Raw genomic sequence first — 5448 nt, forward strand, 5'->3', positions numbered from 1 at the left:
CTACGGCCGACCGCTGGTGCTGTCCAAGTACTCAACCGAACAGAACGGCGAGGACACCAACTCCAAGGGCATCTGCCCGGCGGCCCTGGGCACCAAGGATCAGCAGCCTGCTGCCTTCTCGCCCAAGACCAACCTGTTCTACGTGCCGACCAACCACGTCTGCATGGACTACGAGCCGTTCCGGGTGACCTACACCCCGGGCCAGCCGTACGTCGGTGCGACCCTGTCGATGTATCCCGCGCCGAACAGTCATGGCGGCATGGGTAACTTCATCGCCTGGGATGGCGTCGCGGGCAAGATCAAGTGGTCACTGCCCGAGCAGTTCTCGGTGTGGTCGGGCGCTCTCGCTACCGCCGGCGACGTGGTCTTCTACGGGACGCTGGAAGGCTACCTGAAGGCCGTCGACGCGAAGTCGGGTAAGGAACTCTACAAGTTCAAGACCCCGTCGGGCATCATCGGCAACGTGATGACCTATCAGCACAAGGGCAAGCAGTACGTCGGCATCCTGTCGGGTGTCGGTGGCTGGGCCGGTATCGGCCTCGCGGCCGGCCTGACCGACCCGAACGCCGGCCTCGGCGCGGTGGGCGGTTACGCAGCACTGTCGAGCTACACCAACCTCGGCGGTCAGCTCACCGTCTTCGCGCTGCCGAACTAATCGGTCGCAGGATACGGCTTGAAATGAGTGCCGGCGCGGGTTTCCGCGCCGGCACTTCCATGATTAGAATGCCCCCAACAAGATCGCTAACGACCACCTTCAGGGCAGCACGGCCTTCAGGGTTTCAGGGAGAAACGTGCGTTGCATCACCTCAGCACATCCATCACGCGGTCCGTCCTGGCCGCCCTCGCCCTAGCAACCGCGTCGCTGGTTGCCGTACATGCTGAGGATGCCAAACCGACCGACGCGAAGCCCGCCGACGCGGCTCTCGTCAACTCCCTCAACCCCGACGACAAGTCGACGGAGAAGGACGACAAGCTCCTCAAGGTGGACGCGGCCGTGAAGGTCGAGGAGGGCAAGTACTTCGACGCCGACGGGCACCCGACGTTCCACATCACCGATGCGGGCAAGAAGTACGACTGGTATACGTATTCCGGCTACCGTCGCTACCATGCCGAGTGCCACGTCTGCCATGGTCCGGACGGCATGGGATCGACCTACGCGCCGGCCCTCAAGGATTCCTTGAAGCACCTCTCCTATGAGGAGTTCATCGGCATCCTTGTCAGCGGCAAGCAGGACGTCAGCTCGTCCGATCAGAAGGTTATGCCGGCCTTCGGCGAGAACAAGAACGTCATGTGCTACTCGGACGACCTCTACGTTTACCTGAAGGCCCGTGCATCGGGCGCCATGGGTCGCGTCCGCCCGGGCGATAAGGAAGAAAAGCCGGACGCTGCCAAGAAGGCCGAGAAGGAATGCATGGGCGGCTGATGCGCCGTTCCCGTGCGTCGATGGCCGGTGCGCTCGCGCTCCTGTCCATCGTGGCAGGTCCGCGGGGCGCCGCGAGTCAGAACCTGCCGGACCTCGTCACTGCGGACGTGCTGCGCGTCTGCGGCGATCCGGGCAATATGCCGTTCTCCGAACGCAAGGAGGATGGTTTCGAGAATCGCATCGCTGCGATCATCGCCGACGCGCTGAAGGTGAAGGTCCGCTACTACTGGTTGACGCAAGGTCCGGGCTTCGTCCGCAACACCCTCGGCACCGGTTTGTGCGACATCATCATCGGCTCGGCGCTCGGCACCGAACTCGTCCAGAACACGAATCCGTATTACCGCTCGGCCTACAGTCTCGTGATGCGTCACGGCGACCTTGAAGGCATCACCGGCCTCGACGATCCGAGGCTCAAGGGCAAGCGGATCGGCGTAATCGCGGGAACCCCACCGGTGAACCGGATGGGTGACCTCGGCTTGATCTCGGCCATGAAGGCGTACGCGCCCTATCAACTCGATCCGTCCCGCAAGAACCAGACGGTCAGCGCCGAGATCGTCGCCGACCTCGGCGCCGGCCAGATCGACGCGGCCGTGCTCTGGGGACCGTCGGCGGGCTGGCTGGCCAAGCAGAGCGGGACGGCACTGGATGTGATCCCGCTCCTCCACGAGCCGGATCGTCCGCCGATGAGCTACCGCATCGCCATGGGCGTACGGATCGGCGAGAACGACTGGAAGCGATCGCTCAACACAATCCTGCGCACGCGTAAGGCCGACATCGACGCGGTGCTGCGCCAGTACGACGTGCCCCTGCTCGAAGAGGATGAGAACGCGTTGCTCGCGCCCGCGAAGCCGTGAGCGGCCCTCGCTCAGCCTCGACCGGACATCAGACCGGCTCGATGCCGCTTCGGTCGAGCCTATCCAGTGCCTGCAGCACCGTCTCACCACCGATGACGAGGTCGGGGGCGATCTCCGCAAGGGGCACCAGCACGAAGGCACGCTCGCGCACGTAACGGTGCGGCAGCACGAGGCGCGCGTCCGAGACCTCGGCATCGGCGTAGGACAGCACGTCGATGTCGATCACCCGCGGTCCCCAGCGCCGCTCCCGCACACGCCCGAGCCTGCGCTCGACGGTCAGACACGCATCGAGAAGGTCGTGCGGCGTCAGGCTGGTCTCGACGCCGAGCGCCGCGTTGAGGAACCAATCCTGATCGGTGTCGCCCCAGGGGGGCGTGCGGTAGTCGGACGATCGCGCCGTCACACGGATGCCCGGCGTGGCGGCGAGCCCCTCGACGGCGGCCGCCAAGCGCGCGGTCTTGTCGCCGATGTTGCTGCCGAGGCCAAGGTAGGCCCGCGTCATGCCGAAAGCCCGCGCGTGCGCGTGATCTCGACGCTCACGCCATCGAGGATGGCGACGACCGGCGCGCTCGGCTTCTCGACCTGCACCGTAACCGCCTCGACGGTGTCGAAGCGGGCGAGGATCGCGCGGGCGATCGCCTCCGCCAGGGCTTCGATCAGTGCGAACCGACGGCCCGTCGCGATCTCGACGACCATCGCCGCGAGATCGGCATAGCTGACCGTCCGATCCACGTCGTCGGATAGGCCCGCATCCCGCAGATCGAGAGCGCAGTTGAGAGAGACGTAGAAGCGCTGGCCAAGGCGCGCCTCCTCCGGCAGGACGCCGTGATACGCGAAGATCGCGATGCGCTGGACGCGAATGCGGTCGCTCATCGCCGCTCCGGCCGCATCACCGCGTCGACCGCCCGCATCGCGTCGACATGGGCCGCCACGTCGTGAACCCGGACGATATCGGCGCCGCGCGTCGCGGCGAGCGCGTGGATCGCGAGCGATCCGTGGAGCCGGTCGGACGGCGCCGTCTCGCGATCGTGAAGGCGGCCGAGCAGGGACTTCCGCGAAACGCCGACGAGGACGGGAAAGCCCAGTGCCCGGATCTCGGGCAGGCGGCGCAGGGCCTCCAGGTGCTGCTCCCAGCTCTTGCCGAACCCGATCCCCGGATCGAGCACGATGTCGCCGTCCGCGATGCCCGCGCGCCGGGCGATGCCCAGCGAGACCTCGAAGAAGCGCAGCATGTCGGCGACGATGTCGAGGCCCGCATCGACGGCCTCGCGGTTGTGCATGATCATCACCGGCGCGCCGTAGCCGGCGGCGACGTGGGCGATGTCCGGCTCGCGCTGAAGACCCCACACGTCGTTGACGATGCGTGCGCCCGCCGTCAGCGCGGCCCTGGCCGTCGAGGCCTTGTAGGTGTCGATCGAGATCGGCACGCCCAGGCGCGGCGCGAGCGCGCGGACCACCGGCAGGACGCGGGCCTGCTCCGCGTCGGCCGAGACGGGGACGTGACCGGGCCGGGTCGATTCGCCGCCGATGTCGACGAGCGCCGCGCCCTCGGCGACCAGGGCATCAGCCTGTCGACAGGCGGCTTCCTCACCGAGGAAGCGACCGCCGTCGGAGAAGGAATCCGGCGTGACGTTCAGGATGCCCATCACGAGCGTCCGCCGCCCGAGATCGGGCAGCAGGCCGCAGAGGGTGGTGGGCGCGTGATTCACGACGCGGTTGTGCTTCCGAAGCTGCTGAGCCGGCAATCCCGATCCAGTCGATGTGACCGAAATCCCGCCTCCGCGCAACGACGGAACGCCTGAACATGCATGGCTGCTTGGCCGAAGCGGACGGCCTCTCGGCGGAGATACGATCCGCAGCGCTATCCGCGATAGCAGCGGATCTCGGCTTCGGCCTGGGCGCGGCGCAGGTCGGCGACCTTGTCGTCGAAGACCTTGGTCGCCTTGAACTCGTTGGCGCGGTTGCCGACGCCCTGGCGCATGGAGAGGACTGTGCTTGCCTGCACATACTTGTCGTAGGGCAGGATCGCGGCAAGCTGGTCGAGGGAGCACGAGCAGCGCTGCATCGCCTCGCGGGTCTGGCCGTTGGCGGCCATGCAGCCGAAGACGTAGTCGACGCGCGCATCCGTCGGATAGTCGTTGTCGGCCTCCACGGCCGCGGCGGGCATCGCCAGCATCGCCAACGCGAGGCTTGAGAGGGCCGCGCCTTCAACCAGCTTTCTGATCATAGCTCAGACGTTCCTCCAGGAGCTCGCCGCCCTCCGCAGATTTCGATTGGGCCTCGATCGAGACGATCTCGCCGGGCACCTCGGGGGAGGTGACGAAGGTGTAGGTCATGTTGTCCATGCCGCGCATCCGCTGGGCTTGCGCGTCGCCCGAGAACGGCCGCGTCACCACCTGCCAGCCGTCGACCGTGCGGCCCTTGTAGTCGATCTTCACCGGCGTGACGGTGGCGCCGTCGCGCAATCCTTTCCGGATCGCGAGCTTGAGGTAGCGTGGATTCGCCTGAAGGACGCGGGCGAGGCCGTTGAGGTGATTCTCCAGGAACAGCGGGATCACCGGGTTGCCCGGCATCTCCTCGAAGGGACCGGCCGGGAAGCGGTTGGTGCCCGAGAACATCTCGACGGCGATGTTGCGATCGGCCGATGTCTTACCGGACTCGAGCTTCAGCTTGATCGTGTCGTCGAGGGGCGGCCCGAAGGGTCCTTTCGCGATGCTTGAGCGGCGCAGATACTCGTAAGTAAGCGTGGCGCCAGCGGGCGCGTTGCGCATCTGCGCCTGCTCGAACAGCAGATCGGAGGCGCTCGGCGCTGCTGCGCTCACCATCCCGGCGGCGGGGGGAGGGCCGGGGAGGGGCGCTGCCGCGTCCTGCGCCAGGGCCGGCGACGCCGCAAGCAGCAGGGCGGTGACGAGAAGCTTCACGGGACGGCGTCCTCCTTGAGCGGCGAGCGGATGTTGGCGCCGATCGTCCGGTAGGTATAATCCGGGGCTGCCTCCGCCGCCTCCTCGACGGCGAGCGCCCGCACCCTGGCGTGGAGCGGCGAGAGCGAGCAGGCCGGATCGGTCGCGGCCGCATCGCCCGCCAGCGCCAGGGCCTGACAGCGGCACCCGCCCCAGTCCTTCTCGCGCCGGTCGCAGGAGCGGCAGGGCTCCTGCATCCAGTCGGTGCCGC

Annotated in this window: 8 protein-coding genes and 1 pseudogene; 3 read left to right on the forward strand and 6 right to left on the reverse strand. The window is 67.3% G+C overall.

The window, feature by feature from the left end; all coding sequences use genetic code 11:
* From ACFE8Y_RS20510 to xoxJ, 3 genes are all read left to right on the forward strand, one after another.
* Nucleotides 1–655: PQQ-binding-like beta-propeller repeat protein (locus ACFE8Y_RS20510; protein ID WP_375466219.1), on the forward strand; the 655-nt coding region annotated here is incomplete at its 5' end.
* Nucleotides 656–796: 141 nt separating this feature from the next.
* Complete coding sequence (locus ACFE8Y_RS20515; protein WP_375466220.1) at nt 797–1423, forward strand: c-type cytochrome, methanol metabolism-related; 627 nt, start codon at nt 797–799, stop codon at nt 1421–1423.
* Nucleotides 1423–2277 carry a rare earth element methanol dehydrogenase accessory protein XoxJ gene (gene xoxJ / locus ACFE8Y_RS20520; protein ID WP_375466221.1) on the forward strand — a complete coding sequence of 285 codons (855 nt, stop codon included), beginning with the start codon at nt 1423–1425 and terminating at the stop codon, nt 2275–2277. Before ACFE8Y_RS20515 ends, xoxJ begins: the two co-directional genes overlap by 1 nt.
* A gap of 28 nt (nt 2278–2305) precedes the next feature.
* Here the strand turns inward: xoxJ and folK are convergent, their stop codons facing one another.
* The 6 genes and pseudogenes from folK to ACFE8Y_RS20550 all read right to left on the reverse strand — a co-directional run.
* Nucleotides 2306–2779, reverse strand: a complete 474-nt coding sequence (gene folK, locus ACFE8Y_RS20525) for a 2-amino-4-hydroxy-6-hydroxymethyldihydropteridine diphosphokinase (protein WP_375466222.1) — start codon at nt 2777–2779, stop codon at nt 2306–2308.
* Nucleotides 2776–3150, reverse strand: a complete 375-nt coding sequence (gene folB / locus ACFE8Y_RS20530) for a dihydroneopterin aldolase (protein WP_375466223.1) — start codon at nt 3148–3150, stop codon at nt 2776–2778. Before folB ends, folK begins: the two co-directional genes overlap by 4 nt.
* The gene (gene folP / locus ACFE8Y_RS20535) at nt 3147–3923 is read right to left on the reverse strand and encodes a dihydropteroate synthase (RefSeq protein ID WP_375466226.1); all 777 of its coding nucleotides are present in this window, start codon (nt 3921–3923) and stop codon (nt 3147–3149) included. Before folP ends, folB begins: the two co-directional genes overlap by 4 nt.
* Nucleotides 3924–4138: 215 nt before the next feature.
* A complete protein-coding gene (locus ACFE8Y_RS20540) occupies nt 4139–4504 on the reverse strand; it encodes a hypothetical protein (protein WP_375466224.1) in 366 nt (121 codons plus the stop codon).
* Entirely contained in the window at nt 4485–5198 is a 714-nt protein-coding gene (locus ACFE8Y_RS20545; RefSeq protein ID WP_375466225.1) for a hypothetical protein, read from the reverse strand. The genes ACFE8Y_RS20540 and ACFE8Y_RS20545 overlap by 20 nt, the downstream gene beginning before the upstream one ends.
* A pseudogene (locus ACFE8Y_RS20550) lies at nt 5195–5448 on the reverse strand (pyrroloquinoline quinone biosynthesis protein PqqE); the annotation flags it as partial. The pseudogene ACFE8Y_RS20550 and the gene ACFE8Y_RS20545, both read right to left, overlap by 4 nt.

The sequence above is a fragment of the uncultured Methylobacterium sp. genome (assembly GCF_964242245.1).
Taxonomy (GTDB): Bacteria; Pseudomonadota; Alphaproteobacteria; order Rhizobiales; family Beijerinckiaceae; genus Methylobacterium.

Excerpts from the sequence above, each read along its gene's own strand:
- xoxJ (WP_375466221.1), top strand. The coding sequence starts at position 1,423 with ATGCGCCGTTCCCGTGCGTCGATGGCCGGTGCGCTCGCGCTCCTGTCC.
- folB (WP_375466223.1), bottom strand. The coding sequence starts at position 3,150 with ATGAGCGACCGCATTCGCGTCCAGCGCATCGCGATCTTCGCGTATCAC.
- folK (WP_375466222.1), bottom strand. The coding sequence starts at position 2,779 with ATGACGCGGGCCTACCTTGGCCTCGGCAGCAACATCGGCGACAAGACC.
- ACFE8Y_RS20540 (WP_375466224.1), bottom strand. The coding sequence starts at position 4,504 with ATGATCAGAAAGCTGGTTGAAGGCGCGGCCCTCTCAAGCCTCGCGTTG.
- folP (WP_375466226.1), bottom strand. The coding sequence starts at position 3,923 with ATGGGCATCCTGAACGTCACGCCGGATTCCTTCTCCGACGGCGGTCGC.